Here is a 525-nt window from a genome sequence, read left to right as displayed (position 1 = left end):
TATCCGCCATGAAACGTCGGCGCAGCGGTGTCGTCACGGTTGCAGGTAGCGGTGCTTCCAGCCTCCTTCGTCGCGGTCGTAGCGCAGGCGCTCGTGCAGCCGCTCGGTGCCGTTGCCCCAGAACTCCACCGACTCCAGGCACAGTTCGAACAGGCAGTAGCCCGGCGGGCGCGGCAGCGGGCCATCGGTTTCCGCCAGGCGCCGGGCTTCGGCGCGCAGGGCGTGGATGTCGGCGAGGGTTTCGCTCTGCCGCGAGGCGATCGACATCGGGTGGGTCTGGTACGGGCGGCTCAGCCACTGGGCGTCGGCGCGCTCGTCGGGCAGGCGTTCGGCGCGGCCGTTGAGGATGATCTGCTGGCTGCTCTCGCGCCAGTACAGCACCCCCGAGGCCCAGGGGTTCTGCGCCAGTTCGCGGCCCTTCTGGCTATCGGCGTGGGTGGCGAACACCACCCCGCGCTCGCCCAGCTCGGCGATCACCACGATCCGCGTCGACGGCCGGCCCTGCCCGTCGACCGTGGCCAGGGC

Annotated in this window: 1 protein-coding gene; it reads right to left on the bottom strand. The window is 71.4% G+C overall.

Annotation, left to right across the window (positions count from 1 at the left end):
- Window positions 1-33: 33 nt before the first annotated feature.
- The coding region (gene phzG / locus HMPREF2914_RS10075; RefSeq protein ID WP_034031494.1) for a phenazine biosynthesis FMN-dependent oxidase PhzG at window positions 34-525 on the bottom strand (492 nt) is incomplete at its 5' end.

It is taken from the genome of Pseudomonas sp. HMSC067G02 (assembly GCF_001813485.1).
Classification (GTDB): Bacteria; Pseudomonadota; Gammaproteobacteria; order Pseudomonadales; family Pseudomonadaceae; genus Pseudomonas; species Pseudomonas aeruginosa.
The sequence above is the reverse complement of the archived record's forward strand: the minus strand, read 5'-3'. Positions and strand labels throughout refer to the sequence as shown.